The sequence below is a fragment of the Sphingomonas dokdonensis genome (genome assembly GCF_002197685.1).
In the GTDB taxonomy this organism is placed as follows: Bacteria; Pseudomonadota; Alphaproteobacteria; order Sphingomonadales; family Sphingomonadaceae; genus Sphingomonas; species Sphingomonas dokdonensis.
In genome coordinates this window covers 102,931-127,952 of sequence record NZ_NBBI01000006.1, presented here as the reverse complement: position 1 = coordinate 127,952, position 25,022 = coordinate 102,931, and the positions used below count along the sequence as shown (strand labels likewise).

The following is a 25,022-nucleotide window of genomic DNA, read 5'->3' as shown; positions in this document are numbered from 1 at the left end:
GTGACATCTGCGTTGCCGCGGCTCTTATGATTGAGTCGTCACAGCTTACTGCTCAACCTTAGCAAGACAATCGCGGCACCAGATGGCCGCTGAGAACCATACTTGAATGTCTCATCTCGGGAAGGTTTCACACGCGACTGGGCAACGTGCCTAGAGGGCCATCGTCTGCACCGATCCCGAGTCCACGCGCAGCGCCGCGCCGTTGATGAAGCTGGCGCGCTCCGAGCAGAGAAAGGCGACCGCCGCCGCTACCTCGTCGGCGCGTCCGCGCCGTTTCAGGGTCATGCCGGGGCGTTCCTCCTCCAGGAAGCTGTCGATTGCCGCGTCGACGCTCATGCCTTTCTCCTTCGCTCTCTTTTCCATCATCTTGTCGGTCATCGGCGTTGCGATGAAGGCGGGCATGACGACGTTGACCAGGACATTGTCGCAGCCATACGCCTTGGACAGACCCTTGGTCAGGTTCTGGATGCCGGCCTTGGAGGCGCAATAGGGCAGTTCGTCGACATAGGGCTGCACCGCATCTTCGGACGAGAACAGCACGATCCGGCCCCACTGCCGTTGCCGCATCGCAGGAATGGCGGCGCGGCACATCCGGACGGCGCCCATTAGATTGATGTCGAGCGTTTCCAGCCAACCTGCGTCGTCAACATCGAGGAAGTCGCCAGTCGCACCGGTCACGCCGGCTGCGTTCACCAGGATATCGGGGTCGCCAAGCCTGTCCCGCACTTCGGCGAACAGCGCGTTGACGCTGTCGACCTGGCGCACATCGGCCGCGACGGCGATCACCTCACCCGCCGTGCGCAGATCGTTGAGGCTCTCGCGGAGCGTGTCGCCGGACTTGTCGGTGATCGCAACGCGCACGCCCGCCTCCAGCAGCATGCGCGCGCTCTCACGCCCCATGCCGCTGTCGCCACCGCTGACCAGCGCCACGCGACCTTTGATCCCCAAATCCATCGACACTCTCCTCGGATTGCCGCGCAACAATGGGCGGGGCGTGCCAACGTTCCCGGAACCGAGGGATTGCTGACGCGCTTGCCGCGCCGACGCAGATACGGAGACAAGACCATGAGCATCGCATCCGCCCTCGGATTGGGCGGCAAAAAAGTTCGTTATGCGATCGTCGGCCTTGGCGACATTGCGCAGGAAGCGATGATGCCGGGCGTCTCGCATACCGGCAATTCGGAAATCACCGCGCTCGTCTCCGATGATTCCGAAAAGCTCTCGGCGCTCGGCGCTAAATACGATGTGGAGCATCGCTACGCGTACAAGGACTTCGCGGCGCTGATCGCGTCGGGTGAGATCGACGCGATCTATCTCGCAACGCCGAACTGGCGGCATGCCGAGTTTGCAGTGCCGGCGCTGGAGGCAGGCATCCACGTTCTGTGCGAAAAGCCGTTGGAAGTGTCCGCGGCCAAGTGTCGCGCGATCATTGCCGCGTTCGAGAAAACCGGTGCCAAGCTGATGACGGCGTACCGCTTGCACTTCGAGCCGGCGACGCTCGACGCGATCCGGCGGATCAGGGCGGGCGAGTTAGGCGAGCTCATCGCCTTTACTTCCTGCTTCGCTCAGATGATCGACCCGGCGAACCATCGTGCCACCAATGGTATCGAGGCGGGGCCGGTGTTCGACATGGCACCGTATCCGATCAATGCCATTCGCTACCTGTTCGGTGCGGAGCCACTGGAGGTGGTCTCCGCGGTGGGCACCCGTCATCCGCAGTCGGGCTGCGTCGATTTTGACGACACGGTGGCGGTGACGCTGCGGATGCCGGGCGATCGGCTGGCGCAGTTCACGGTCAGCTATTACGCCAACACGATCAGCAGCTTCGGTATCGTCGGGACCGAAGGCTCGATCCATATGAACCCCGCCTTCGGCTTCGGCGACCCGTTGGAGGAGAACCGCCAGATCGGCGAAAAGAAGACCCACGAGGCATTCAAGGCGACTGACCAGTTCGGCGGCGAGATGAAGTATTTTTCCGACTGCATCCTGCAAGACCGCATCGTCGAGCCGGACGGGGAGGAGGGGCTTGCCGACCTTCTCGTTATCGAGGCGATCGTGGCGGCATCGAAATCCGGCGGGAAGGTGACGGTGGAGCCGTTGTCGCGTACCCGTCGGATCGATCCGGATGCACAGGAGCAGACCCTGCGCGCGGTGTCTCCGCCTGAGCCAATCAACGCGTCCAGCCCGTCCAAGGACTGATCGGATGGCCCCGACACTCGTGCTGCTTCACGCGCTAGGCGCGAGTGGCGGGGCCTGGGCCGACGTGACCGCGCGGCTCGGTCGTCGATATGCTTGCGTCGCGCCCGACCTTCCCGGCTTCGGCGGTGAGCCTGCCCTGTCCGGCGGCGTTGCTGCGACACTCGATTGGCTCGCCGCCGAGATCGCACGGCGGTCGCCCGCCAATTATCTGCTGGTCGGGCACAGCATGGGCGGCAAGTTTGCGACGCTGCTCGCGGCGCGGGCGGAGGCCGGTGACGCTGGGCTTGCGGGCCTGAGCGGCGTGGTATTGCTCGCCGGGTCGCCTCCCGCGCCAGAACCAATGGACGAAAGCCGTCGCGCCGAGATGATCGGCTGGTTCACCGATGGCCCGCCGCGCAACGCTGACGCGCGGCGCTTCGTCGCGGCCAACGTCGCGCATCCGCTATCGCCAGAACGTGAGGCCAAGGCCGTTGCCGACGTGCGGCGGTCAAGCCCGGCGGCGTGGATCGATTGGCTGGAACGCGGCGCGCGCGAGGACTGGCGTGATCGGGTCGGGCGGCTTTCCACGCCCGCGCTGATCGTCGCCGGCGCCGAGGACGGCGATCTTGGCGAGCAGAACCAGCGCCGGCTGAATGTCCCGCATTTCACATCGCCGCGGGTGGCAGTTGTCCCGGACGCCGCGCACCTCTTGCCCTATGAGCAGCCGGACGCGGTTGCCGGGTTGATCGACGAGGCGGCGTGCGCGTGGTTGTCGGTCTCTGCGTCGCAGGAATCAGAGAAAAGCTGAACGCGCGGGATCCTCGATCTGCTGCGGCTGGGCTAGACGACCAAAAGCGAGTTTCAGCAGATTGAGGTCGGCAGCAGTTTTGACCGCTAGCTGACCGTCACACCCTTCCAAAAGGCAATGCGACCGCGGATCTCCTCTGCTGCAGCCTTGGGGTCTGGGTAATACCATGCAGCGTCGGGGTTGTCGGCGCCATTCACGCGCAAATTATAATAATGAGCGGTGCCCTTCCACGGGCAAACCGTTGTCGTGCTGCTTGGCTGGAGGACCGCAGCGTCGACGCTGTCGGCAGGGAAATAGTGATTGCCTTCCACAACGACGGTGTCGTCGCTTTGCGCTATCACTGAGCCGTTCCACCGGGCTTCGACCACGTCCAGTCTCCTTGCACTGATCCGAAAGGTCGGGCCGCGCCTTCCTTCCGTCAAGCTGCTCGTTGATGCAGGATTGCCGCCTCTACTAGCCGACGAGTGTGTGGCCCCGCCGCTTGCGCGCCGACAGCCACATACAACGCGCGTGCCGCGGTGGTTCGAGGCCAGCCGTGACCATCGTCATAGCGCGATGCTCGCCGAAGGTACGCCCTGCAGTCGTTCGATGTCCTGGCGCGGCGGTGCGCCGAACAGGCGGCGGTATTCCCGGCTGAACTGCGACGGGCTTTCATAGCCGACCGCGAACCCGGCGTTTCCTGCGGTGGCGCCGCCGACCAGCATCAGCCGGCGCGCCTCCTGCAAGCGCAATTGCTTCTGATATTCGAGCGGCGTCATGCGGGTGATCGCCTTGAAATGCGCGTGCAGCGAGGAGGCGCTCATGCCCGCTTCAGCGGCGACCTCATCGATGCGGATCGGGGCGTCGAAGCGGCGGCGGATCGCAGCGATCGCGCGGCTGATCTGGTTCAGGTGACTGCCTGCCGTGGCGAGGTGGCGGAGCATCGGGCCATGTGGCCCGGTGAGCAGGCGGTAAAGGATCTCCCGCTCGATCAGCGGCGCCAGGGCGCGAATGGTTTCCGGTCGGTCGAGCAGCCCGACCAGCCGGCATGCAGCGTCGATCAGATCGGGATCGCTGGGGTAGATGGCCAGTACCGGCAGGTCGGTATGGGGCACCGCTTCACCCTCCGCGGCCATCAAATCGGACAGCATCGAAGGGTCGATGTCGATCTTGCAGCAAAGATACGGACGATCGGGGCTGGCGTCGATCACATGGCCGACCAGCGGTAGGTCGACAGAGACCAGGAGATAATGCGCCGCGTCATAAACGACGCTGTGATCGCCGATCGAGACGCGCTTCGATCCTTGGGCAATCAGGCAAAGCGACGCCTCGTAGACGGCCGGTGTCGGCGTGCTGGGCTGATCGGCGCGGATCAGCGACACGTGCGGCATCGCGGTCGTGCATATGCCTGTGCCGGTGACATGGCGGTCGATAACGGCTGCGAGCTCGGTGGTCCGGTCCATGCCGATCGTCATCTCGTGCCCCGTCAGCTTGCGCAAGCGAGCAAGCGAGGTTCTGGCGAATCGTGCAAAGCCTTTGGACGATCGCGCTACCCCTGCCTGACACAAGTGCACCATCTTGTTGGCTGTCACTTCACGGCAGGGAAAGCATCATGACAGCGAGCATCAACAAGGTCGTTCTCATCACCGGCGCATCGAGCGGTATTGGCGAGGCGACCGCGCGCGAACTGGCGGCGACCGGCGCGCACCTCTTCATCGGCGCGCGTCGCGGGGAACGGTTGCAGGCATTGGCGGCGGAACTCGGCGACACCGTCGCGTGGCGCACGCTCGACGTGACGGACGGCGCTGACTTCGACGCCTTCGTGGAAGCGGCAGAGGCGCGGTTTGGGCACATCGATGTGCTGGTCAACAACGCCGGCGTGATGCCGCTGTCGCCGCTTGCCGCGCTGAAGCGGGACGAGTGGAAGCGGATGATCGACGTCAATATTCACGGCGTCCTCAACGGCATTGCCGCGGTGCTGCCCCGCTTTGTGGCGCAAAAGGGCGGCCACATCGTCAACGTCGCGTCGGTCGCAGCGCACATGGTGATGCCCACTGCAGCCGTCTATTGCGGTACCAAGCATGCGGTGCGCGCCATCACCGAGGGGTTGCGGCAGGAGCATGACGACATCCGATCGACGCTGATCTCGCCGGGCGTCGTCGCAACCGAGCTCGGCCACGACATCACCGATCCCGAGGTCGCAACGGCACTGACAGGATGGCGCAAGAAGTCGCTGACCCCGGATGCGATCGCGCGGGCCGTTCGATACGCGCTGGAGCAGCCAGAAGGCGTCGACATCAACGAGGTGATCGTTCGGCCGACCGCGGCGGACATGTAATCATGTGGCGTGCCGGCTCTTGCGGCCGGCACGCCCGTGCTGTCGCTCAGGCCGTCGTACCGCCATCGATGGTGAGCGTGGTGCCGGTGATGTAGCTCGAATCGGGTCCGGCGAGGAACGACACCGCCCCCGCGATCTCCTCGACCTTGCCATACCGGCCGAGCGGGATCGACTGCAGCACCTGTCCGGCAAACTCGCTGTCGGCGGGGTTCATGTCGGTGTCGACCGGCCCCGGCTGCACGGTGTTGACCAGGATGTTGCGCGCGGCGAGTTCCTTGGCCCAGCCGCGCGCGAGTGCCGCAACCGCCGCCTTGGTGGCGCTGTAGACGGTCGTCGCCGGGAAGGCCATTTCGCCCGAAATGCTGCCGATCAGGATGATCCGGCCGCCGTCGCGGAGATGCGGCAGGGCGGCGCGCGTGCCGACGTGCAGGCCCTTTACGTTGACGCCGAACTGGCGATCAAAGGTTGCGTCGGTATCTTCGGAAACCGTGGAGAATTCTGCGACACCGGCATTGTGAACGAGGATGTCGATCCCGCCCATGGCGGCGGCGGCCTGTTCGACGCCCGCGCGCTGCGAGGCCGGATCGGCGGCGTTTGCCTGGAAGGCGAAGGCCGTGCCGCCCGCGCGCTCGATCGCCGCAACCGTCGCATTGGCCGCGCTCTTGTTGCCGGCATAGGTGATCGCCACCGTTGCGCCATCGGCCGCGAGCCGCTTGGCGATGGCCGAGCCGATGCCGCGCGATCCGCCAGTGACGAGCGCTGTCTTGCCTTGCAGGGACATGTGTATTCTCCAAAATCGGGCCCGCGATCACGGCATCGTGCGCTGTCGGCAGGCGAGGAAATGGGAACACGCTTCGACAGTTCAATATCGCCGAACTATTAAAATCTTCATGGCGGCCTATATTCCTTGCATGCCCCGTTTCACCCATCCCCGGCTGGACGACGTTCCGCTCGATCTCGCGCTGCACGCGCTCGCAGATGAAAATCGGCTGGGCATGGTGGCGCGGCTCGCTGCGGCCGAGCGGCTGAGTTGCACCGATGCCGCGCCGTGCGACACGATCCCGAAGAGCACGTTGTCCAACCACCTGAAGCTGCTGCGCGCGGCCGGGCTGATCCAGACGACGCAGGCCGGACGCGAGATGATCAACACGCTGCGCCGCGCCGAGTTCGATCAGCGCTTTCCGGGGCTGCTTGCGGCCGTTCTTGCAAACCGGCCGGCATGATACCGTGCCGGTCGCGTCGCTCTAGCACGCGGATCGACGGACCGGCTCATTGTGTCATCTGCCGCCGCAGAGTCTGGAGAGTGGGGCTGCTGCTTCAGCGAACCGCGCGCGGTTCAGGCTGCTCGACGATCACGAGCGACACATTGTCGGATCCGTCGCGCACCAGCGCCTGGGCGAGCAATGTATCGGCCAGTTGCGCGATCCCCATGTCGCGCGGCACCGCTTGCTCGTTCAGCGAGCGCGAAAGGCCGTCCGAGCACAGCAGCAGCCGCTCGCCCGCCATCAGCGTAACCGTGCGCGTCTCGATCGCCACCGTGTCCGCCACACCCAGTGCACGCAACACGACATTGGCGTGTGGATGGCGCAGCGCCGCCTCCTTGGTGAGCAGGCCCGCATCGATGAGGTCCTGCACCACGCTGTGATCGCGCGTCAGCTGCTCCGCGTGGCCCCCGGTCAGGCGATAGGCGCGGCTGTCCCCGGCCCAGGCGAGATGGATTCGTGCCCCGTCCAGGAGCGCGAGCACCATGGTCGCGCCGGTCTGCACCCCGGTCGCGCGATTGCGGCGACCGATTGCGTGATTGGCGGCATCGGCGGCAAGGCGCACGTCGTCCAATGTGGGCTGCGGCACCCGCGCCACCAGGTCGCGCAGCGTGTCGACGACGGTCTGCGCCGCGATGTCGCCGCCGGCATGGCCGCCCATGCCGTCCACGATGGCCCACAGGCCCGCCGCGGCACAGTTGAAGACACGATCCTCGTTGACCGGGCGTACCAGGCCGACATGGCTGCGCGCCGCGGCGTGCCAGGTTGCCGCATGCGGCGTGTCGATCTGCTGCGTAGCGATCACGGCCGCTCGCTCCGCTCGGCGTCCGCCTCGCTGGCATCATAGCCCGTGATAAAGGCGCGTTCGAGCGATCCGCCCGTGCCGGCTTCGAGCTGCGCCGAAAGGTCCGCGTAGCGCCGTGCGTATTCCGCCGCATGCAGCGCGGCGCGGCTTTTCAACAGCGAGCCTCGGGTGCTTGCCTCGGCATCGATCGCCGCCGGGTCGAAGGTAGCGACGGCGGCGCGCAGGCTCGCCTGCAATCCGGCGAAGCTGGCGATCAGGTGGCGCTTCATATCGCGGAACGATGCCTGAAGCGCCGCCGGGCCGGACAGGAAACCGCCCGAGCCCGTCAGCAGCAGGTCGATCGCAAGCCGCTGCGTCGGCGCCCATTTGAACGGATTGTTGTCATGCCCCCCAATGGTCGTGCGCGACAGCTTGTACTGCCCGCGCGCGCGATCCCGCTCGGCCATCAGGTCGCCGATCCCGAGCACCATCTGGCGGTAGACCGCGCCTGCGCGGCGCATCACGTCCGCCGGGTCTTCGCTCGACAGCAAGGATGCATCAAGGCCCGCGCCCTCGCAAAAGGCGTCGAGCAGCGAGCCGTGACCATCTCCGAGCGGCAGGTCGGCGTCGCTCCATTGTTCGGGCACGTCGCTCGACAGGCCGAGCGGCGGCGTCATCAGCAGCGTGCCGGCCACGTCGATCGGGGCATCGCCATGCGGCGCGCGGCTGGCGCGCAGGCGGAACCGACCGAACCGCAGCGTGGTGGGTACCGCGATCACCACCCGTTCGGTGGGAAAGCGATCGCCGGTCAGGTCGTCGAACACGCCATTGGTACCGAGCGCGTGCAGCGTGAGCGCGTCGCCATCCAGCGCGAGTTCGCAATGGGTCCGCGACAGCTCGCAATCGGCGTCCGCGATCGGCCAGTCGGCACTGGCGTCGCGCCCGATGCGGATCTGGCCGTCGCGGATCAGCCGCGCGTCGATCGGCTGGACATCGTCGGCGGCGTCGAACAGCTGAAGCATGTACATGGCGTGATCCTCAGGCTGCTGCGCGATGCGCGATCCGGGTGGCGAGTGTAGCGGCTTGGGCCGCCGCGTGCGTGTCGCCGCCGGCCAGTTGCGGCTCGACCGCTGCCGCCGCCGCGTTGAAGGCGTTGAAGACTGCGCCGAACTCGTCGCGCCGGCGGTGTGAAATGCGCAGCGCGAAGCCGACCTTTGGCGCTTCCTCCAGCGCTGCGCGTAGCCGCGCGAGCGGCCGCGAAACAAGCGCGCCGCTGAGATAGCCGACCAGCAGCACGACCAGCATCACGACGCCGGCAAGCGACAGCAGCGAGGCGCGCACGCTGCCGATCGCCGCATCCAGCGCGGTGCGCCGCACCACCAGATCGACCGTGCCGAAATTCACCCCGGCATAGCGGATCGGCTGCACAAAGCGGATGCCGGCACCCGCGCCGCGATCGGCCGCCGCGGTGACGCCCTTGCCGCTCATCGCCGGTTCGCCGGCGGCACCGCGATATCGCTTGCCGATCAGCGTCGGATCGCTCGCGGCGCGCACGATGCCGTGGTCGTCGGCGATCGCGAGATCGCGCACCTCGGGATCGCGCGCGGCCGTCACCGCGAACGCCTGCAGCGCCGACCAATCCTGCTCGATCGGCGGCAGGCCGGCATTGTCGGCCGCCAGCACCGCGGCGTTGCTGGTGACAAAGGACGCGGTCGAGCTGCCGGCCGAGATCGCCAACCGCTCCAGCGTGTCGCGCTCGCGATCGAGCGTGGTGGTGAAGCAGAAGGCGAGCGAGGCGGCGGTCACCAGCGACAAGGCCAGCGGCAGCTTCGTGCGCAAGGAAAGTCCACGCCTGCCGGGCACCATGTCCTGCTGCGCGCCGGCCTCGCGCGACAGGGCGGCGGCGAGCGCATCGCCGTCGGCAAAGCGCTGCTCGGGCTTCTTCGCCAGCAGCTTTTCGATGATGAAGCGCAGCCCCGGCGGGCAGTCGGCGGCGCTGCGGTCGATCGGCTCGACCCGCTCCTGCGCGATCTGGATCGCCAGCGTGGCCAGCGCCGTGCCGGGAAATGCCACCTTGCCGGTGATCATCTCGTACAGGACGACGCCGAGGGAGAAGAGGTCCGAGCGATGGTCGACCGGCATGCCCAGCGCCTGTTCGGGACTCATGTAGCGTGGCGTGCCGACCATCTGGCCGATCTGCGTATGCGCGAGCCGCCGTTCCGCCTCGGCCGACGCGACGCGCGCGACGCCGAAATCAAGCAGCTTCACCGTCTTGCCATCGGCCGAGAGCAGGATGTTGGACGGCTTGATATCGCGGTGGACGACGCCGTGGCGATGCGCATAGCCGAGCGCACTGGCTAGCTGGCGGCCGAGCTCCAGCACGCGCTCGTACGGCATGCGGCCCTGCGCCAATGCGGTGTCGAGCGGCTGACCTTCGACCAGCTCCATCGCGATATAGGCGATCCCCTCCGCCTCGCCGACGTCGTAGATGGTGGCGATATTGGCGTGGCTCAGCGCGCCGGCGGCTCGCGCCTCGCGCATGAAGCGCGCGCCGAGATCCGGGTTGGACGCATAGTCCGGCTTGAGCGTCTTGATGGCGACCGTGCGGTCGATCTCCGGATCGTGTGCGCGATAGACCTCCGCCATCGCGCCCTCGCCGATGCGCGCATGGATGCGATATCGCCCCAATGTCGTCGTCATGTTGGTCCACTCCCACGTGGCGTGACGCGTAGCGCCAATGGTTTAAGCAGGTGTTCTAGCGTTTCGTGCGGACGGTTGCGGCGATCCGCTGGGCGCGGGCGAGATCGCGCGCGATCAGCGGATTACCCGGATCGAGCGCCGCCGCGCGTCGCAACTGCGCCACAGCCTGCGCCACCTTGCCCTGATTGAGCGCGGCAAGGCCGGCGGCACGCGCCTGGCGCGCGGCGGCCGGGTTTGCCGCTGGCGCAGGCCGCGCCGCCGGGGCGGGTTTCGGCTGCGCAACCGGCGCCGGCTGCGCGGGGCGCGGCGGTGCCGGCGATGGCGCTGGCGGCGGGGCGGGCGCGCGCGGCGGCTCCCGGCGTTGTTCGCCGGGAATGCGCAGCACCTGTCCGACGGCAAGCTGCGCAGGGAGGGACAGGTCGTTGTAGCGCAGCAGCTGATACGCCTTCAGCCGGTTGCCCAGCAGCCGCTGCGCGATGCCGTCGATCGTGTCGCCCGCGCGCACGGTATAGGGGTAATTGTGCGGGCCGAGCTGCTCGCGCGCATCGCCCTTCATGCTGGCCAGCACCATCTGCGCCGAGGCGTTGTTGGGATCGCGCTTCAGGATTGCCTTCAGCTGCTTGCGCGCCGCGCCCTCGTCACCCTGCAGCAGCCGGTCGAGCGCCGCGCCGGCATCGCCATTGCCGGACGCGGCGCGCGGCGGCGTGGCATTGGGGCGCGCCCCGCCACCGCAGGCCGACAGTGCCAGCAACATGAGTGACAGGCCCGCAGCCCGGGAGCGACGAAGGATCATGGACATACTCTTTCGTGAACAGGCAGCGGCGCGGTGGCCGGATGCAGAAGATGCCGCAGGCCGTCCGTGTCGCGCACGAACGCCGTGAAGGCGTCGCCGGTCAGCGGCGGCGCGAAATAGAAACCCTGGAAATGGTGGCAGCCGTTGCGCCGCAGCCACGCATATTCGCCGTATCGCTCGACGCCCTCGGCCAGCACGCGGATGCCCAGCCCGGCACCGAGTGCGATGACGCTCTGGCAGATCGCCTGGCTGTCGCGCCGGCGATCGACATCGGTGACGAACTCGCGGTCGATCTTGATCTTGTCGAACGCCAGCCGCCGCAGCGAGCTGAAGCCCGAATAGCCGGTGCCGAAATCGTCCACCGCCAGCTTGATCCCGGTTGCGCGCAAGGCCTCGAATAGCCGGCGGCAATGCTCCGTATCGGTCGTCGCCACGCTTTCGGTCAGTTCCAGCTCGATCGCCTCGGCAGGCACATTGTGGTGATGCAGCGTGCGACGGACCAGCGCCGGCAGGTCGTCTTCCTCCAGCTGATGGCCCGAGACATTGATCGCGATGCGCAGCGGCGGCAGGCCCGATGCGCGCCAGCGCCCCGCCTCGCGCGTTGCGGCGTTGAGCGCCCAATTGCCGATCTCGCGTGCCATGCCTGCCGTTTCCATCACTGGGACGAACAGGGCAGGGGAGATGCGGCCGCGCACCGGATGGTCCCAGCGCAGCAGCGCCTCTGCACCGCACACGATCTGGCGCCCGGCATCGATCAGCGGCTGAAAGGCGAGCGACAGTTCCTGTTGCACGATCGCCTGCCGCAGGTCCTGCTCGATGGCATAATGATCGCGCGCCAGCGCTGCATCGTCGGACGTCGAAGGGGCGCCGGCCGCACCGGCAGGCAGGGTGAACGACGCCACCAGTTGCGACAGAAGCGTGCCGGCCGACCGCGCCTCGGCCGCGTCGAACGGTTCCAGCCGGACCGCGACCTTGGGCGTGAGCTTGCCCGCGCCGCTGTCGATCTCCTGCCCCAAGGCATAGGCGATCGCGGTCAGCTCTGCCTGTGCCGTGGCCGCGTCCCCATCGCCGTACCACATGCCGATATGGCCGCGGTCGATCTGTGCCGCGAGCCGCGTCGGCGGCAGCATCTGCCGCAGGCGGGCGGCGCAGATCGCCAGCATCCGTTCGGCAATGACTGGGTCGATCGCGGTCAGCCGGTCGAAGTCGGTAAAGGCCAGCGCCCCCACCACGCCGTTTTTGTCGGCGCTCATCCGCGCCAGCAGCGCCTCGCGCGTCGGCAGCGCGGTGATCGGGTGCTGCGTGAGCAGGCGCGGCCGAAGCTGCACGACCTGTCGCTCGATCTCGTCCAGCGCGCCCTCGGCGGTACGGGCCGCGCCGTCGCCCGGCAGCGCCACGATGCGCCGGCGGATCGCCGCCAGGTGCAACCACAGCCGGCAGTAAGCGGCCGCCATGACGACCAGCGCCACGATCGCGACGAGCAGAAGAGCGACGATCACCGAAAGCCCTGCGCAGCGCACAAGGGGGTGCCCTCATCGGCAGGATAATGGCTCGTCCGCACGCCATTGGAATAGAAACAACTGAATACGAGTTGGTTAACGGTGGAACGTGCTCGTCGTGGGCCTTTCCCTCGCCATTACACCGACACCGCAAGGCGCGACCACGAACGCAGCAAGGAGCATTCTAAGTCCTTTGACTTAAGTACAGCGTGTTATAAGTTCGCGTCCATAAAGCGGGAGGATGCGATGGCGATTGACTGGGCCACAAAGCGTGCCGCCTTTCAGCACGACGGGGTGGTGCACATTCCCGGCCTGCTCGACCCCACGCAATTGGCCGCCACGCTCGAGGCGTGGGAATGGAGCCTCGCCAATCCCACGCCGCGCAACGCGCCTCTGCTGAAGCGCGACGGCACGCCGCTGTTCTACAACGATTCGTTCCACCCGGACGTGCTCGACGGCTACCAATCGATGCTGGAGAGCTCGCCGATCCCGGCGGCGTGCGCGCAGCTTTGGGGCCGCGATCCCGTCTGGTTCATCTACGAACAGGTGTTCCTGAAGGAAGGCGGCGACACGCGGCGCACGCCCTGGCACCAGGATGGATCTTACCTCCCAATGGATGGCGAGGATAACGCCGTCGCCTGGATCACCTTCGAGCCGCTCGCCCCGGCGGACAGCCTGGAGTTCATTCCCGGCTCGCACCTCGGGCCGATGTACAACACCTCGGCCTTCGATCCGAACGACGACACCCGCCCGATCGACGACCGCCTGTCGCTCCCGCGCCTGCCCGATGTCGAGGCGGCGCGTGAAAGGCACGACATCGTCTCCTGGGCGGTCGAGCCGGGCGACGTCATCTTCTTCCACTTTCGCACCCTGCACGGCGGCGCGCGGACGCGCCCCGGCCAGCGCCGCCGCACGCTGACGCTGCGCTTCTTCGGCGAGCGCACCCATTACGATCCGAAGGGGGCGAAATCGCTGCCCAACTTCCCCGACATGGCGACCAAGCTGAAGCTCGGCGACCCGATGCGCGCACCTGGCTTCCTGCGCCTACACCCCAAAGCGGCGGCGACCGCCGCGTGAACCAGCGCCGCGCCACCACGACAAGGAGAGCATCGCGATGAAGGATTTCGGCGGCAAGCTGGCGGTGGTCACCGGCGGTGGCACCGGCATGGGCCGCGAGCTGGTGCGCCAGCTCGTTGCGCAAGGCGCCAGCGTTGCCATGTGCGATCTCTTCGCCGACAGCATGGCCGAGACGGTGGCGCTGTGCGAGGCAGACGGCGTGCCGCAGGGCGTACGCATCACCAGCCACATCGCCGACGTCGGCGACGAGGAGCAGGTGAAGCGCTTCGCCACGGAGGTCGCGCGCGATCACCACAGCGATCACATCCACCTCCTTTTCAACAATGCCGGGATCGGCGGCGGCGGCAGCTTCGTGCTCGACGACCGCGCCGAATGGGACCGCGTGTTTCAGATATGCTGGTTCGGCGTCTATTATTCCTGCCGCGCCTTCATGCCCATGCTGGAGCGCGCGACCGAGGGGCATATCGTCAACACGTCGAGCGCCAACGGCTTCTGGGCGGCGCTGATGCCCGGCGTCTCGCAAACCGCCTACAGCGCGGCGAAGTTCGCGGTGAAGGGCTTCACCGAGTCCCTCGTGACGGATCTGCGCAATTCCGCGCCGCACATACGCGCCTCGATCGTCATGCCCGGCGGCATCGGCACGCCGATCGGCTTCAATTCGCGCCGCGTGCTCGCCAGCGCGATGACCGACGTCACGCGCCGCAAGCTGCGCCAGCATCTGAAGATGATCAACGTGGAGGGCGCCGACGCGATGGACGATGCCGCGCTGGAGGAAGCGCAGGCGATGCTCGCCAGGCGCTTCGAGGAGCTCGCGCCGACCAGCGCCGGGCGGGCCGCGACGATCATCCTCGATGGCGTGAAGGCGGAGCGCTGGCGCATTCTGGTGGGCGAGGACGCCGAGCGGCTCGACCGCCGCGTCCGCGCCGAGCCTGAGCGCGCCTACGACCCCGATTTCCTCGCCTACGCCGCAGAATAGCGCCGGGGCGACACACATAGAACGGAGAGGTTTGATGAGCACCAGCGAGGGCCAGGGGGCTACGTTCGACGCGGGTTTCGACATCGACGCGCTGCGCGCGCGCTACAAGGCGGAACGCGACAAAAGGCTGCGCACCGATGCCGACCGGCAGTACAAGGAGTTGTCCGGCGATTACGCCCGCTACGCCGAGGAAGACCCCTATGTCGAACCCGGATTCACCCGCGAGCCCTTGAGCGATTTCGTCGAGGTGGCGGTGATCGGCGGCGGGTTCAGCGGCATGCTCGCCGCCGCGCGGCTGAAGGAAAAAGGCGTCACCGACCTGCGCATCATCGAGGCGGGCGGCGACTTCGGCGGTACCTGGTATTGGAACCGCTATCCCGGCGCGCAATGCGACATTGAAAGCTATTGCTACCTGCCGCTGCTCGAGGAGCTCAACTACCTCCCGAAGGAAAAATACTCCTACGTCACCGAGATCTACGAACACTGCCAGCGGATCGGGAAGCATTACGATCTCTACCCGATCACGCTGTTCCAGACGCGCGTTGCCGAACTCGCCTGGGACGATGCGGAAAAGGTCTGGGTGATCCGCACCAACCATGGCGATGCGATCCGCGCCCGCTTCGTCGTCTCCGCGCTCGGCACCGCCAGCCGCGCCAAGCTGCCCGGCATCCCCGGCATCGAGAGCTTCGAGGGACACAGCTTCCACACCAGCCGCTGGGACTATGGCTATACCGGCGGCGACACGACCGGAAACCTCTGGAAGCTGGAGGACAAGACGGTCGCGATCATCGGCACCGGCGCCACCGCGATCCAGTGCATCCCCGCGCTCGGCCGTCACGCGAAGCAGCTCTACGTCTTTCAGCGTACGCCCTCATCGGTCGACACGCGCGGCAACAAGCCCACCGATCCCGAATGGGCCAGGTCGCTCGAACCCGGCTGGCAGCGCGCACGGCGGCACAATTTTGCCGACATCATCGAAGGCCGTCCGTTCGAGCACGATCTCGTCAACGACAATTGGACGTCGATCTTCCGCGAGGTGCAGTCCTTCGTCATCCGCAATGCCAAGACGATGGGGCCGGAGGCCGCGATCCGTCATGCGGAGGTGGCCGACTTCCGCAAGATGAACACCATCCGTCAGCGCGTCGACGAGGTGGTGACCGATCCCGAAACCGCCGAGAAGCTGAAGCCCTGGTACCGTCAGTTCTGCAAGCGGCCGACCTTTAACGACGAATTCCTCCCCACCTTCAACCGCCCGAACGTGACCTTGGTCGACGTCAGCGAAAGCAAGGGGGTGGAGCGGATCACGCCCAAGGGCCTCGTCGCCAATGGCCGCGAGTACGAGGTCGATTGCATCGTCTACGCCTCGGGTTTCGAGATCACGACCTCCTTCAAGCGCCGCGTCGGCTTCGACATCAAGGGGCGCGATGGCGTGCTGCTGCACGATCATTGGGCTAACGGGTACAAGACGCTGCACGGCTTCGCGACGACCGGCTTTCCCAACTGGTTCTACATCGGCGTGTCGCAGAACGGCCTGTCGGTGAACATGACCGCGATGTTCGACGATCAGGCGCAGCACATCGCCTATATCATCGCCGAGGCGAAGAAGCGCGGCGCGACCGAGGTTGAGCCGACGCCCGAAGCGCAGGACGCCTGGGTGAGCACGATCAAGAAGCTGTCGGTGGTCAACCGCGCCTATCTCGAAAGCTGCACACCCGGCTATTACAACAATGAGGGCGATCTGGAGGGCGGCCAGGCAGGGCAGACCTATGCGCCCGGCATCAACGCGTTCAACGCCCTGCTCGCCGACTGGCGCAACAATGGCGAATTGGAAGGGCTCGCGCTGCGGGCCTGAGCGCGGGGCGGTGGTGATCCGATGGTTCGCCGTCGCGAGCACACGGGGCGGGCAGGATTGATCCGCCCCCGCCGCTCGGCCACACATCCTGCCTGCCCTCACCCGATAGGTGGGGAGAGCAGGCGCCACGCCGCCCACCAAGAAAGATGGCTGATCCCATGCTCCACACGCTTGCGCCCATTGCCGCCCGGATCGGCGACATCCTGCTCGAACGGCGTCAGACGATCGCGGTGGCGGACGGCGCCACCGGCGGTTTGATCCTGGCGGGCCTGCTCACCCGATCGGGCGCGACCCGCTTCTGCCGCGGCGGCGGCGTGGTCTATTCGCTGCGTGGCCGCGACATCCTGCTCGGCCTCCCGCGCGAAGAGCTAGCCGGCTTTGAATCGGTGACCGAGGATTATGCCCGCGTGCAGGCCGAGGCGATCCGCGCCAATTTCCACGCCGATTGGGGCATCGCCGAGAGCGGCGCCGCCGGCCCCGAGCCGCACCCGCGCGGCGCCCCCGCCGGCCGCACCTGCATTGCCGTCAGCGGCCCCGACGGCACCGTCTCCACCACCGTCGACACCGGCCTGACCGACCGGATCGACAACATGGGCGCCTTCACCCAAGTGGCGCTAACGTTCTTGCGCGACACGCTCGAGAACGCATCGACCCTGGCGGGCTGACGGCTGGATGATCTGATCGGGTCGACAGCGCCGCATCGAGGAAGGGTTTGATCCGCATCGCTTCTCTGACGTTGGATGGCCTTCATCATTCAGGAAGTCGGCGCAGCAGAACTTCTTGTCGAAGCCGCGCGAGGGATGGGTGACTTGGGGCGTTGCCCACGTTCACGGTCACTTGCGCCTTCGCGAGTGCATTCGGGGAGCCTGCGCCGCTAAGGTTATTCACGCTGCTGCTGGGCGAAGCGGTGACCACCTCATGCCCGCGATCGCTCAGATCGCCGACGAGCAATCAGCCAATTGGTCCCGTTCCGCCGGTCACGACGATCTTCATGCCTCATCTCCCACAATGTCGGCGGGTTTGACGAGCTCGAGCACGACGGCGTGACATCACGACGTATCGAAAGCCCATGACACGCACTCAGCTGTTGCATATTGCACTAATAAATGGTGTCTTTGCATGACCAGCGCGGGGGCATCATGGTTGATCATCGTTCAAACGGCTCTTCGTCGGCCGTCCAGATTTCGGATTATCCATCCCCGGCGTACGGCTGGTACGTCGTGGCGGTTCTCACGATCGCGTATGTTTTCTCCTTTCTCGATCGCCAAATCCTGAGCTTGCTGGTCGAGCCGATGAAGCGCGATCTTGGCCTTAGCGACACGCAGATCAGCTTGTTGCAGGGCTTGGCCTTCGCACTTTGCAACGTTTTGGTAGGTCTGCCGCTCGGCCGCCTCGTCGATGCACGGCGGCGCACCACGCTGGTCGCGTCAGGCATCGCCTTCTGGAGTTTGGCGACCGCCGGATGCGGATTGGTGCGCAGTTATCCGGCGCTGCTGCTGCTGCGCATGGGTGTGGGGGCGGGGGAAGCGGTGCTCACCCCGGCAGCGAACTCGCTGATCGGCGACCAGTTTCCGCCGCACAAAGTGGGGCTGCCACTGGCGGTCTACAGCATCGGCATCTTTATCGGCGGTGGCTTAGCCCTGGTGATCGGCGCAACCATCATTGCCGGGGCGCTGCGATCGGGTCCGCTGCTCTTGCCGCTGATCGGTGCGGTGCGGCCATGGCAGACGGTGTTTCTGATTATCGGCCTGCCCGGCTTGCTGGTTGCGGCGCTTGCCCTGTCGCTGCGCGAGCCACGGCGTACCGGCGCGCTGCACCAGCGGGTTGCGGCGAACGGCGACGTGTCCGTCGGGGCGGTGCCGCTTCGCGAAGTCTTCGACTATCTGCGCACGAATGCACGCGCGTTCCTCGGCATCAATCTGTTCATGGGTTTCTCCGCCGTGGCGGGCTACGGGGTTGCCGCGTGGGTGCCGTCGATGTTCATTCGGCGTCATGGGTGGAGCGCGGTCGAAATCGGGCACACCTACGGGCTGCTCCTGCTGACATTCGGCACCGCTGGCGTGCTGTGCGGCGGGTGGCTTGGCGACGTCATGACAAGGCGTCATGGCGCCGCGGGGCGGTTGAAGGCGGCAGTTGCGATTAAACTGCTGACCATCCCGTTCATCGCGGCCTACACATTGCTCCCGGACGGGCGCCTCGCGATCTTTCCTCTCGCGGCGGCCGTGTTCCTGCCCACCTTCCTCAACGGCCTCAGCCCTGCCATTTTACAGCAGATGGTGCCCAATCAGATGCGCGGTACGGCGATTTCGATTTCGCTGCTGGTCATCAACCTTCTCGGCCTTGGCCTGGGCCCAACCCTGATCGCCCTGCTCAATGATCGCGTCTTTCACGATCCATCGGCGATCCACCTGTCGATCCTGATCGTCAGCGTCGTCATGGTCCTTCTGTCGCTGGCCTGCCTGCTTATCGCCTATCGCCCCTATCGGTCGCTGGCCGACCAGCTCCGCGCACATGCCGTGGTGACATGATTGTTCCCGTGGAGCGGCTGTGCGGCTATGTTCCCGGAATGAGCCGGAGCAAGCCGCGACAGGAACGGGATTGATGGCGGCCACCGGTCTCGCGCGCGGATCGCGCGCAACGCGCGACCAGCGTCAGGCCGATCTTCTCGCCAGAGCCGCTGCCGCGATCCTTGACCAAGGCGGTTTACCGCTCGCATTCGAGCGGCTCGCCCGCCTTGCCGGTGTCAGCAAGGCGCTGGTCTATAACTATTTTCCGACGCAGGGCGCGCTCGGATGTGCATTGTTGCAGCGCGAACTGGACGCGATCGATCGAGCCGCGATCGGGGCAGTGGCGGCCATCGCGGATCCGTTGCAAGCTGCCCGGACGGCATCCGATTTGTATTTCGACCTCATTGCCGCGCGCGGGCCGATGCTCCACCTGCTTCTGGCCGATCCTGTAGTGGCCCAAGGCGAAGGCCGGGCGATGGTGGTTCGCGCAGCATTGCTGCTGCGCCCGCTGGTGCGTCGACTGCGATCGGCGCTGAAGCTGACGCCGCGCGAGGCGAACGCGGTAATGCACCTGTTGATGACCTATCCCGAGGAAGCCGGGCGAAAGGTCAGCCGAGGCGAGGCGAACAGCGGATTGGCACGGCAACTGAGCGGCGATGCCGTTGTGGCGGGCCTGGCGGCGCTGAGCGGGGGGGCGGATCAAGGGGCGGCGCTGGGCGGCGAGCCGCTATGACGAACCCTTGGTGCCATGTCGCTCGATCATCAAGGCATTGCTCGCGCCGATCAGCGGCATGACGAGCCGCTCGGCCAGCGCAAGATCGATCTTTCCGCGCGCCAGCAGCCGGCCGGCCCGCAACGACATCGCGGTCGACAGCGCGCCCACCATGGTGCTGATCCGCGGCGGCACACCATAGGTTTCTTCAAAAACTTCGCCCAACACCGTGCGGTTGGCGTGGCGACGCTCCTCATGCTCGTGACGCAGCGCGACGCGCACCTCGGGCACGCCAAGCAGCTGTTGAAGCAACTCGCCCCTGATCGCCACCTGGCGTAGATACGCGAGCGTCGTCAGCGTGTAGCGCATCTGCGGATCGGTGCAGTGACGGCTGGCCGCGAGCCGCGCTTTGTTCATTTCAGTCAGTTCGGCACGGGTCATGGCGACAAGCAGGTCGGTCGCCGAGCTGTAATAATTGTAGATCTGCGCCTCGCTGATGCCGATGTCGCGCGCAATACGCTTCAGCGACATCGCGTGAACGCCTTCCGTGCGCACCACGCGCTCCGCTTCTGCCAGGATCTGCCGCTCGCGCTCTTGGCGAGACAGACGGCTGCGCGGCCGGCGCGAGGGCGCGCGTGCCGGAGCGATCGCCACTTCGGTGGCAGTGCCGGGCGGGGCGTCGGGCAACGGGAGCTGCGGCTGGTCGCGTCCTGCGTACACCTTCGCCCAATAGCCGCGCGTAGGATAGGGGATCAGCAGCCGGTCGCAGATCTTTGCCAGCCCGTTGCCCGACAAACCCAGCTCCGCTGCCGCGCTCGACATCGGATTCGCCCACACAAGGTCGTAGATCGCGCGCCGCGACAAGGTGATCGTTTCGGCGCCAGCGGCGGCGGGCGTGGTGGCACTGGCCATAAAGGCGATCAACCATGCCCGCGTCAATTTGGCAACCAACGCTTTTGCTTGTTGACGACAACTCTAATTAGAATCTACGAGGTGACAGATGCACCAATAAGAGTGGCAGGGGAGGGATGAGCGCCGGCGATCGTGCATGGGCACGGCGCAGGTGGCGGGCCGTCCTCGTGCAGGCAATCGAAGGGGGACGGACTGATGGGCAGCAAGCAGGTGGTACGACTCTTGGCGGGTCTTTCCGCTTTGTCCTTTTCCACGGCTGTCGCCGCGGAACAGTCAGCCGTCGGTCCTGAAGGCCAGGCGCAAGTGGCAGTTCCGCCGGTGGATCCGGTTACCGCAGTGGCGACCAGCAATGACGATGAGATCGTTGTCACAGCGCAACGCCGCGCCGAGAGCGTCCAGCGCGTGCCACTGGCGATCACCGCCGTGCGGGGCGATGCCTTGCAGCGGTTGAACATCACCAGCCCACAGCAACTGACGCTGATCGACCCGAGCGTGAAATACAAACAATCGACCAGCGCCGGCAATTCGGGCTTCCTGATTCGCGGCATCGGCACCAGCAGCTTTTCCGCCGGGATCGAACAAAGCATCTCCACCGTCGTCGACGGGGTGGTGCTGGGCGATCCGTCCACGATCTCGACCTTGGTAGATATCGAGCGGGTCGAGATCCTTCGTGGGCCGCAAGGCATGCTTTTCGGCAAGAACGCCTCGGCCGGTCTCGTTTCCTTCACGACGGTGCGCCCGAAGATCGGCAGATCGGAGCTGATCGGACGCGGCGAGTTTGGGAGCAACGGCCATCACGTCGTCAATCTCATCGCGAACGTGCCGGTGAGCGACGACCTGGCCGTCCGCTTGGTCGGTTTCGCCAAGGAGCGTGACGGCGTTGTCATCAATCGCAGCCCGTTTCAGCCGCGTGATGTCGATGGCCAGCTGAACTACGGCGGCGGTTTGAAGCTGCTGTGGCGGCCTACCGATACGGCGAGCCTGTTTTTTTCCAGCGACTATTCGGAAGTTGGGCGCTTCTGCTGCTCGATGGTGTGGGCAAAGAACGCGCCTGGCTACGCGCCTGCGGTGACGTTGGCGCAATATGGCATCACTGCCTCGGATCGGAACCGGGAAGTTGCGATTGGCGGACCCTCCTTTGGCTACGCGCACCGTGGCGGCGCATCGATCGAAGCCAATTTCGAGCTCGGTGACTATTCGCTGACGTCACTTGGCGCCTACCGTCAGTCGTATCGCGAGTCCTTCTACGACGGCGACAATACGACGGTGAACTATGTCGATCGCAACGGCGGATCGAACGCGCTGCGCCAACTGAGCCAGGAATTGCGGCTGAGCTCACCGACAGGCGATGCCATCGATTATGTCGCCGGCCTGTTCTTCTTTGATCAGCGTGTGACGGGATACATCGACCAGCGCGGGCGGCTGGAATGGATCTTGCCCGCGTCAAACGGCAACGTCATTCGCGTTGTGCCAAGCCGGCCGGCGGGCACGACTTTCGATGGCAATCTGACCAACCGTGTTCATTCGCGCAGCTATGCCGGCTATGCGCAGGCCAATCTGCACGCCACCGAGGCGCTCAATTTCATCGTAGGCGGGCGGCTGACGCACGACGTGCTCAAGCTGAACTACAGCCGTGGCACCATTCCCGGCGCAGTGCCGATCCCGGGCGGCGTAACGCTGTCGCTGCGGCAGGAAATCGACAACACCAATTTTTCCTTCCGGCTCGGCGCGCAATATACGCCGGTGGAAGACGTGATGGCCTATGCCACCGTGTCGCGCGGCTACAAGGGACCGGGGTTCAGCGGCCTGACGGTTACCAACACGCAGCAGGATCAAAGCGTCGCGCCGGAAATCCCGACCAATTACGAGATCGGCATCCGGGCTTCACTGCTGGACCGCCGCCTGACGCTGAACGCCACGTTGTTCAAGACCGAGGTGCGAGACTTCCAGGCCCAGGTCGCCGACCTCTCCAGCGCCAGCTATGCCAATCGCATTACCAATGCCGGATCACTCAACAGCAAGGGCGTGGAATTCAGCATCGTCGCACGTCCGACGCCCGAGCTGACACTGAGCGGCGGCGGCGCCTACGTCGATGCGCGCTATGGCGAGTTCGAAGGGGTGCAATGCTATTTCGGGCAGCTCAAGGTGGCGCAAGGCGGGCCATGCGTCGCGCCGCCCGCCAACCCCAATTCGATCGACGGATTTTTCAACGCGGCCGGTCTTCGGCTCGCCGGAGCGCCGAAGTTTAGCTACAATTTGGTGGCCGATTACCAGCGAATGGTGGGCGGTGGGCTGCGCGCCTCTGCACAGGTGAATTTCAGCGGCCAGTCAGACGTGAACTATGCCGCCAATGGTGATCCCGGCACGATACAGAAGGCGTTTGGGTTGCTCGGCGCGAACATCGGCATCGGGCCGGACAACAACCGCTGGCGCGTCGGCATATTCGCGATCAACCTGCTCGATACCTTCTGGGCGGCGCAGAAGAACCCAAGCCCCACGACCACGCTTAATCCAGGCGGCTACCTGCAATATCTCAGTCCCGACGCCGTACGCACGATCGGTGCGACGCTCGACTTTCGTTTCTGACACGGCCGTGACCCGCGAAACCGACAAGGGGAAATCGATGAAGCTCTACAGCGCACCCATGCCCGCACCAAATCCCCGGCGCGTGCGCATGTTCGCCGCGGAAAAGCAGATCGCGCTGGAAGAAGTCATGCTGGATCTGCGCCAACGCGATCACAAGTCGGCCGACCATCTCACCCGCAACTCGCTTGGCCAGGTGCCGGTGCTGGAAACGGACGAGGGCGTGATGATCGCGGAGACAATCGCCATCTGTCGGTACCTGGATGCGATCCAGCCCGAGCCCCCGATGTTCGGCAGCACGCCGGTCGAAATCGCGACAGTTGATATGTGGGTACGCCGCATCGAGATCCAGATCGGCGAGCCGGTGAAGATGTTCTGGCGGCACGCGCATCCCGCTACGGCGGCGCTGATCGAGCAGCACAATGCCTTTGGCGAATCGAACCATGGTGTTCTGCAACGATCGATGAACTGGCTGGACCAAGAGATGGTAGACGGCCGCACCTTCCTCATGGGTGACAAGCTTTCGATCGTAGATGTCGCTGCGGTCACGATCATCGATTTCGCCAAGCTGATCGGCATGGAACCACTCACCGGCCATGAGCGCGTTCTCGCATGGCATGGCCGCATGGCTGCACGGCCGAGCTATTCAGCATGAGGCGGCGTCAAACGGTCGCAGCGGCGAGTGAAACACGACCGCCGAATGGCCGACATTCGTTATCCCATCTTCGCTTCTGTGCTGCGTGAACTATCCTCGACAGCCACGGCGAACCTGCCAAACTGTCGGCCAGCGTTGACGTGGGCTGGGAGAAGACGATGCATCGGAACGCCTGGCTGATAGCGGCGGCCGCGGTCCTGTTCTTTCCGGCGGTGGCCCGCTGCGAGGTGGCGCGACAGCAGGAAGCGGATGGATACACGCGCTACGAACTCCTCGCGCCGCGCGATCACAAGTTCAGGATCTATTACGAGGTAACCGCTGCGACCCCGGATGCTGTGGCTTTCTACAATCCGATCAGGGACGGCAGCATCGCGAGCGACGAGGAGGTGTTCGATCGCGCAACGGGCAAACCGCTGCACTTTGCGGAGGTCGACGGCACCGTCGCGGCCGCGGGCGGAGTGGCGGGTGCCAAGCCGGGTAGCCGCTACATCAAGGTGGATCTGGCGCGCCCGGTGCCCCGCGACGGTGGCGGAGGCCGTATCCAGATCAACAAGACGTATGAGGATGCGGCGAGCTACCATGAAGACGCGGACGGTATCGTTTTCGAACGGTCACTCGGGATCAAGCGGAACAGCGTCGTGCTGCCTGCGGGCTATGTTCTGGTCGCGTGCAACTACCCCTCGCAGATCATCCGGCAGCAGGATGGCCGCATCGCCATCAGTTTTTGGAACGTCACGCCGGCCCAGGCGCCGCTGATCCTCAAGGCGCGACGGGCGAGCGTGACGCGATCAGCCAGCAGCGTCGCGGTGGATGAGCGCGCCCATCAGAGCCGCAACATCGTCTATTATCTCGATACGCCCGAGAGCCACAGGTTCGCGCTGACGCATGATTATACCGAAACCAGGGTCGGCGCTGCGACATACGTCAACATCGTGCGTGCGGGCAGTATCGTGTCCGATCCTTCGGCGCGTGACCTGGATACCGGCCTGCCGCTCTCGACCGAAGTGGTTCGGGGCGATGCCGTCAAATCAGTGGAGCCGAATGCGAAGGATGTCGATGCGTCCACCGTTGCCGTGCTGTTCCGCTATCCGCCGGTAAAGGCCGGCGAGAGCCGCCGGCTGCGCATCGCCGAAACCTATACCGATCCCGAGCGATATACCCTGGCAGGCGACGAATTGATCTGGCGCCGGACGCTCGGGCGTGCAGACAACGCCGTTGTCCTTCCATCCGGCTGGACCGTGACCAACAGCTCCGTTCCCGCGACCGTCACCCGAACGGCGGACGATCGTGTGCGGCTCGACTTTCTGAATCCGCGGACCGACGAGCTGGACGTGGTGCTGACGGCAAGACGTATTCTCGCAAGCGTCGATCGTTAACGCGCCGAAACCGATCCAACCGAAACCGGCG

General features: G+C 65.7%; 23 protein-coding genes. 13 read left to right on the top strand and 10 right to left on the bottom strand.

What is annotated here, in order from left to right:
- Window positions 1-150 precede the first annotated feature (150 nt).
- A complete protein-coding gene (locus tag SPDO_RS14255) occupies window positions 151-954 on the bottom strand; it encodes an SDR family NAD(P)-dependent oxidoreductase (protein ID WP_088368178.1) in 804 nt (267 codons plus the stop codon).
- Window positions 955-1,065: 111 nt separating this feature from the next.
- On the opposite strand from SPDO_RS14255, the gene SPDO_RS14250 reads away from it, so the two are divergent.
- Both SPDO_RS14250 and SPDO_RS14245 read left to right on the top strand, forming a co-directional pair.
- The gene (locus SPDO_RS14250) at window positions 1,066-2,199 is read left to right on the top strand and encodes a Gfo/Idh/MocA family protein (RefSeq protein WP_088368177.1); all 1,134 of its coding nucleotides are present in this window, start codon (window positions 1,066-1,068) and stop codon (window positions 2,197-2,199) included.
- A gap of 4 nt (window positions 2,200-2,203) precedes the next feature.
- A complete protein-coding gene (locus SPDO_RS14245; protein WP_088368176.1) occupies window positions 2,204-2,986 on the top strand; it encodes an alpha/beta fold hydrolase in 783 nt (260 codons plus the stop codon).
- Between the two features lie 86 nt (window positions 2,987-3,072).
- On the opposite strand, the gene SPDO_RS14240 is transcribed toward SPDO_RS14245, so the two are convergent.
- Window positions 3,073-3,354: a DUF427 domain-containing protein gene (locus SPDO_RS14240; protein ID WP_088368175.1), complete on the bottom strand. Its 282-nt coding sequence runs from the start codon at window positions 3,352-3,354 to the stop codon at window positions 3,073-3,075.
- 177 nt (window positions 3,355-3,531) lie between these two features.
- Window positions 3,532-4,428 (bottom strand): AraC family transcriptional regulator, encoded by an 897-nt coding sequence (locus tag SPDO_RS14235; protein WP_088368192.1) that lies wholly within the window; start codon window positions 4,426-4,428, stop codon window positions 3,532-3,534.
- Window positions 4,429-4,577: 149 nt separating this feature from the next.
- On the opposite strand from SPDO_RS14235, the gene SPDO_RS14230 reads away from it, so the two are divergent.
- Complete coding sequence (locus tag SPDO_RS14230) at window positions 4,578-5,303, top strand: SDR family oxidoreductase (RefSeq protein ID WP_088368174.1); 726 nt, start codon at window positions 4,578-4,580, stop codon at window positions 5,301-5,303.
- A 46-nt stretch (window positions 5,304-5,349) separates the two neighbouring features.
- Here the strand turns inward: SPDO_RS14230 and SPDO_RS14225 are convergent, their stop codons facing one another.
- Window positions 5,350-6,084, bottom strand: a complete 735-nt coding sequence (locus tag SPDO_RS14225; RefSeq protein WP_088368173.1) for a 3-oxoacyl-ACP reductase family protein — start codon at window positions 6,082-6,084, stop codon at window positions 5,350-5,352.
- A gap of 130 nt (window positions 6,085-6,214) precedes the next feature.
- On the opposite strand from SPDO_RS14225, the gene SPDO_RS14220 reads away from it, so the two are divergent.
- Window positions 6,215-6,526 (top strand): ArsR/SmtB family transcription factor, encoded by a 312-nt coding sequence (locus SPDO_RS14220; protein WP_088368191.1) that lies wholly within the window; start codon window positions 6,215-6,217, stop codon window positions 6,524-6,526.
- Between the two features lie 94 nt (window positions 6,527-6,620).
- Here the strand turns inward: SPDO_RS14220 and SPDO_RS14215 are convergent, their stop codons facing one another.
- From SPDO_RS14215 to SPDO_RS14195, 5 genes are read right to left on the bottom strand one after another with little or no spacing between them, the layout of a single operon-like run.
- A complete protein-coding gene (locus tag SPDO_RS14215) occupies window positions 6,621-7,370 on the bottom strand; it encodes a PP2C family protein-serine/threonine phosphatase (protein WP_088368172.1) in 750 nt (249 codons plus the stop codon).
- Complete coding sequence (locus SPDO_RS14210) at window positions 7,367-8,377, bottom strand: type VI secretion system-associated FHA domain protein (RefSeq protein ID WP_088368171.1); 1,011 nt, start codon at window positions 8,375-8,377, stop codon at window positions 7,367-7,369. The genes SPDO_RS14215 and SPDO_RS14210 overlap by 4 nt, the downstream gene beginning before the upstream one ends.
- Window positions 8,378-8,387: 10 nt before the next feature.
- Complete coding sequence (locus tag SPDO_RS14205) at window positions 8,388-10,049, bottom strand: serine/threonine-protein kinase (RefSeq protein ID WP_088368170.1); 1,662 nt, start codon at window positions 10,047-10,049, stop codon at window positions 8,388-8,390.
- A gap of 55 nt (window positions 10,050-10,104) precedes the next feature.
- The gene (locus tag SPDO_RS14200) at window positions 10,105-10,842 is read right to left on the bottom strand and encodes a LysM peptidoglycan-binding domain-containing protein (RefSeq protein ID WP_088368169.1); all 738 of its coding nucleotides are present in this window, start codon (window positions 10,840-10,842) and stop codon (window positions 10,105-10,107) included.
- Entirely contained in the window at window positions 10,839-12,341 is a 1,503-nt protein-coding gene (locus SPDO_RS14195) for a putative bifunctional diguanylate cyclase/phosphodiesterase (protein WP_245829513.1), read from the bottom strand. The genes SPDO_RS14200 and SPDO_RS14195 overlap by 4 nt, the downstream gene beginning before the upstream one ends.
- 246 nt (window positions 12,342-12,587) lie before the next feature.
- On the opposite strand from SPDO_RS14195, the gene SPDO_RS14190 reads away from it, so the two are divergent.
- From SPDO_RS14190 to SPDO_RS14165, 6 genes are all read left to right on the top strand, one after another.
- Window positions 12,588-13,418, top strand: a complete 831-nt coding sequence (locus tag SPDO_RS14190; protein ID WP_088368168.1) for a phytanoyl-CoA dioxygenase family protein — start codon at window positions 12,588-12,590, stop codon at window positions 13,416-13,418.
- 37 nt (window positions 13,419-13,455) lie between these two features.
- Window positions 13,456-14,394 (top strand): SDR family NAD(P)-dependent oxidoreductase, encoded by a 939-nt coding sequence (locus SPDO_RS14185; protein ID WP_088368167.1) that lies wholly within the window; start codon window positions 13,456-13,458, stop codon window positions 14,392-14,394.
- Between the two features lie 34 nt (window positions 14,395-14,428).
- Window positions 14,429-16,246, top strand: coding sequence for a flavin-containing monooxygenase (locus tag SPDO_RS14180; protein ID WP_088368166.1), 1,818 nt, complete (start codon window positions 14,429-14,431; stop codon window positions 16,244-16,246).
- 146 nt (window positions 16,247-16,392) lie between these two features.
- On the top strand, window positions 16,393-16,911 hold the full coding sequence (locus SPDO_RS14175; protein WP_088368165.1) for a CinA family protein: 519 nt from the start codon (window positions 16,393-16,395) through the stop codon (window positions 16,909-16,911).
- A gap of 474 nt (window positions 16,912-17,385) precedes the next feature.
- A complete protein-coding gene (locus SPDO_RS14170) occupies window positions 17,386-18,774 on the top strand; it encodes an MFS transporter (protein WP_088368189.1) in 1,389 nt (462 codons plus the stop codon).
- A 73-nt stretch (window positions 18,775-18,847) separates the two neighbouring features.
- The gene (locus SPDO_RS14165; protein ID WP_088368164.1) at window positions 18,848-19,486 is read left to right on the top strand and encodes a TetR/AcrR family transcriptional regulator; all 639 of its coding nucleotides are present in this window, start codon (window positions 18,848-18,850) and stop codon (window positions 19,484-19,486) included.
- On the opposite strand, the gene SPDO_RS14160 is transcribed toward SPDO_RS14165, so the two are convergent.
- Window positions 19,481-20,377: a TetR/AcrR family transcriptional regulator gene (locus SPDO_RS14160; protein WP_088368163.1), complete on the bottom strand. Its 897-nt coding sequence runs from the start codon at window positions 20,375-20,377 to the stop codon at window positions 19,481-19,483. The two genes, SPDO_RS14165 and SPDO_RS14160, sit on opposite strands and share 6 nt — an antisense overlap.
- A gap of 303 nt (window positions 20,378-20,680) precedes the next feature.
- Between SPDO_RS14160 and SPDO_RS14155 the strand changes: the two genes are divergently transcribed.
- The 3 genes from SPDO_RS14155 to SPDO_RS14145 all read left to right on the top strand — a co-directional run bounded on the left by SPDO_RS14155 (window position 20,681) and on the right by SPDO_RS14145 (window position 24,991).
- Window positions 20,681-22,963, top strand: coding sequence for a TonB-dependent receptor (locus tag SPDO_RS14155; protein WP_158212201.1), 2,283 nt, complete (start codon window positions 20,681-20,683; stop codon window positions 22,961-22,963).
- Window positions 22,964-22,970: 7 nt separating this feature from the next.
- A complete protein-coding gene (locus tag SPDO_RS14150) occupies window positions 22,971-23,615 on the top strand; it encodes a glutathione S-transferase family protein (protein WP_211280097.1) in 645 nt (214 codons plus the stop codon).
- Window positions 23,616-23,773: 158 nt separating this feature from the next.
- A complete protein-coding gene (locus SPDO_RS14145) occupies window positions 23,774-24,991 on the top strand; it encodes a hypothetical protein (RefSeq protein ID WP_143559660.1) in 1,218 nt (405 codons plus the stop codon).
- Window positions 24,992-25,022: the final 31 nt, after the last annotated feature.

Excerpts from the sequence above, each read along its gene's own strand:
- SPDO_RS14245 (WP_088368176.1), top strand. The coding sequence starts at position 2,204 with ATGGCCCCGACACTCGTGCTGCTTCACGCGCTAGGCGCGAGTGGCGGG.
- SPDO_RS14190 (WP_088368168.1), top strand. The coding sequence starts at position 12,588 with ATGGCGATTGACTGGGCCACAAAGCGTGCCGCCTTTCAGCACGACGGG.
- SPDO_RS14180 (WP_088368166.1), top strand. The coding sequence starts at position 14,429 with ATGAGCACCAGCGAGGGCCAGGGGGCTACGTTCGACGCGGGTTTCGAC.
- SPDO_RS14250 (WP_088368177.1), top strand. The coding sequence starts at position 1,066 with ATGAGCATCGCATCCGCCCTCGGATTGGGCGGCAAAAAAGTTCGTTAT.
- SPDO_RS14185 (WP_088368167.1), top strand. The coding sequence starts at position 13,456 with ATGAAGGATTTCGGCGGCAAGCTGGCGGTGGTCACCGGCGGTGGCACC.
- SPDO_RS14175 (WP_088368165.1), top strand. The coding sequence starts at position 16,393 with ATGGCTGATCCCATGCTCCACACGCTTGCGCCCATTGCCGCCCGGATC.
- SPDO_RS14235 (WP_088368192.1), bottom strand. The coding sequence starts at position 4,428 with ATGGACCGGACCACCGAGCTCGCAGCCGTTATCGACCGCCATGTCACC.
- SPDO_RS14210 (WP_088368171.1), bottom strand. The coding sequence starts at position 8,377 with ATGTACATGCTTCAGCTGTTCGACGCCGCCGACGATGTCCAGCCGATC.
- SPDO_RS14255 (WP_088368178.1), bottom strand. The coding sequence starts at position 954 with ATGGATTTGGGGATCAAAGGTCGCGTGGCGCTGGTCAGCGGTGGCGAC.
- SPDO_RS14230 (WP_088368174.1), top strand. The coding sequence starts at position 4,578 with ATGACAGCGAGCATCAACAAGGTCGTTCTCATCACCGGCGCATCGAGC.
- SPDO_RS14170 (WP_088368189.1), top strand. The coding sequence starts at position 17,386 with ATGGTTGATCATCGTTCAAACGGCTCTTCGTCGGCCGTCCAGATTTCG.
- SPDO_RS14160 (WP_088368163.1), bottom strand. The coding sequence starts at position 20,377 with ATGGCCAGTGCCACCACGCCCGCCGCCGCTGGCGCCGAAACGATCACC.
- SPDO_RS14220 (WP_088368191.1), top strand. The coding sequence starts at position 6,215 with ATGCCCCGTTTCACCCATCCCCGGCTGGACGACGTTCCGCTCGATCTC.
- SPDO_RS14200 (WP_088368169.1), bottom strand. The coding sequence starts at position 10,842 with ATGATCCTTCGTCGCTCCCGGGCTGCGGGCCTGTCACTCATGTTGCTG.
- SPDO_RS14145 (WP_143559660.1), top strand. The coding sequence starts at position 23,774 with ATGCATCGGAACGCCTGGCTGATAGCGGCGGCCGCGGTCCTGTTCTTT.
- SPDO_RS14225 (WP_088368173.1), bottom strand. The coding sequence starts at position 6,084 with ATGTCCCTGCAAGGCAAGACAGCGCTCGTCACTGGCGGATCGCGCGGC.
- SPDO_RS14205 (WP_088368170.1), bottom strand. The coding sequence starts at position 10,049 with ATGACGACGACATTGGGGCGATATCGCATCCATGCGCGCATCGGCGAG.
- SPDO_RS14165 (WP_088368164.1), top strand. The coding sequence starts at position 18,848 with ATGGCGGCCACCGGTCTCGCGCGCGGATCGCGCGCAACGCGCGACCAG.